This is a genomic window from Curtobacterium sp. MCBA15_013, assembly GCF_001865095.1.
Taxonomy (GTDB): domain Bacteria; phylum Actinomycetota; class Actinomycetes; order Actinomycetales; family Microbacteriaceae; genus Curtobacterium.
Genome location: NZ_MJGQ01000024.1, coordinates 1032 through 2761, shown reverse-complemented (window position 1 = coordinate 2761; position 1730 = coordinate 1032). Strand labels below are relative to the sequence as shown.

The window sequence follows — 1730 nt, the reverse complement described above, 5'->3', positions numbered from 1 at the left end:
ATCTCGTCGATGAAGACGATGGCGGGCGAGTTCTGCTTCGCCTGCTCGAAGAGGTCGCGGACACGGCTCGCACCGACACCGACGAACATCTCGACGAAGTCCGAACCGGAGATCGAGTAGAACGGGACGCCCGCCTCACCGGCGACGGCTCGGGCGAGCAGCGTCTTGCCGGTGCCGGGAGGGCCGTACAGCAGCACGCCCTTCGGGATCTTGGCGCCGACGGCCTGGAACTTCGCCGGCTCCTTGAGGAACTCCTTGATCTCCTGGAGCTCCTCGATCGCCTCGTCGGCGCCCGCGACGTCGGCGAAGCTGACCTGCGGGTTCTCCTTGTTGTTCATCTTCGCCCGGGACTTGCCGAACTGCATGACCTTCGAGCCGCCGCCCTGGGCGTTGGCGAGGAGGAACCAGAACAGGGCGCCGATGATGAGGAACGGCAGGAGGATGCCGAGCAGCGAGAGGAACCAGTTCGACTGCTGGACGGTGTCGTTGTAGCCCTTCGGCAGGTTCGCGTCGTTGACGGCCTGGATGACCTCTTCACCGCGCGGCGTCGAGTAGTAGAACTGCTCGTGCGCGTTGCCGTCCTTCAGGGTGAGGTCGACGCGCTGCTCGGTGGAGTTCACCACCACGGAGGAGACCTTGCCGTCGGAGAGCTGCTGGAGGCCCTTCTGCGTGTCGATCTGCTGCGTGCCGGACTGGCTGATGACAGCCCATCCGATCCAGATCCCCACGATCGCGATCAGCACGTAGATGTACGGCCCGCGAAGGATGCGCTTGAAGTCCATGTGATCCGGGCAGAGCGCCCGACACCTTTCTCTGCCGAAGTTGCGTGCTGATCAGCATACGGCTGCGATTCTGTGGCGAGAATGGGTGTCCTCTGCGGGCGAACTCCACCCGCCGCCAGGATCAGCTGTAGACGTGCGGTGCGAGCACCCCGACCCCGCGCAGGTTGCGGTAGCGCTCGTCGTAGTCCAGCCCGTAGCCGACCACGAACGCGTCCGGGATGTCGAAGCCGACGTACTTCACGTCGACCTCGACCTTGGCCGCCTCGGGCTTGCGCAGCAGTGCGACGATCTCGACGCTCGCGGCCCCGCGGGACTCGAGGTTCTGCTTGAGCCACGACAGCGTCAGACCGGAGTCGATGATGTCCTCGACGATGAGGACGTCCCGCCCGTGCAGGTCGGTGTCGAGGTCCTTGAGGATGCGGACCACGCCGGACGACTTCGTGCCGGAGCCGTACGACGACACCGCCATCCAGTCCATGCGCGCCTGCATCTTGAGGTGGCGCGAGAAGTCCGCCATCACCATCACGGCACCCTTGAGGACACCGACGAGCAGTGGGTCGCGCCCCGCGTAGTCGGCGTCGACCACCGCGGCGAGCTCGGCGAGCTTGTCGTCGATCTGCTCGGGGGTGAAGAGGACTTCGGACAGGTCTGCCTGGACGTCGGAGAGTTCCACCACCCCAGCCTAACCGGCGGTGAAGGCCAGACGGTCGCCCGATCGCGACGCCTGCACGCCCGGCAGGTCGATCGGCCCCTGCCCGCTCCAGTCGGTGACGAGCCGGCACACCTCGAGCGTCTGCACGCGGGACAGCGTCACGCCGAACTCGCTCTCCACCGCCAGCCGCACGAGCCGCTGCCGGAGGGCCGGCGGGTTGGCCGCGAGCTCCCGCACGGACAGCGAGATGCCGGCCTCGGAGTGCTCGGCGAGGTCCTCGGCCATCTCCTCGGCGA

At 66.8% G+C, this 1730-nt stretch carries 3 protein-coding genes; all 3 read right to left on the bottom strand.

Features of this window, described 5'->3' with window-relative positions; translation table 11 throughout:
• Positions 1-782: ATP-dependent metallopeptidase FtsH/Yme1/Tma family protein (locus BIV01_RS12680; RefSeq protein ID WP_139199345.1), on the bottom strand; the 782-nt coding region annotated here is incomplete at its 3' end.
• Positions 783-903: 121 nt separating this feature from the next.
• Entirely contained in the window at positions 904-1455 is a 552-nt protein-coding gene (gene hpt, locus BIV01_RS12675; protein WP_070417327.1) for a hypoxanthine phosphoribosyltransferase, read from the bottom strand.
• Between the two features lie 9 nt (positions 1456-1464).
• A partial coding sequence (locus BIV01_RS12670; RefSeq protein ID WP_175473714.1) for a TilS substrate-binding domain-containing protein occupies positions 1465-1730 on the bottom strand: 266 nt, incomplete at its 5' end.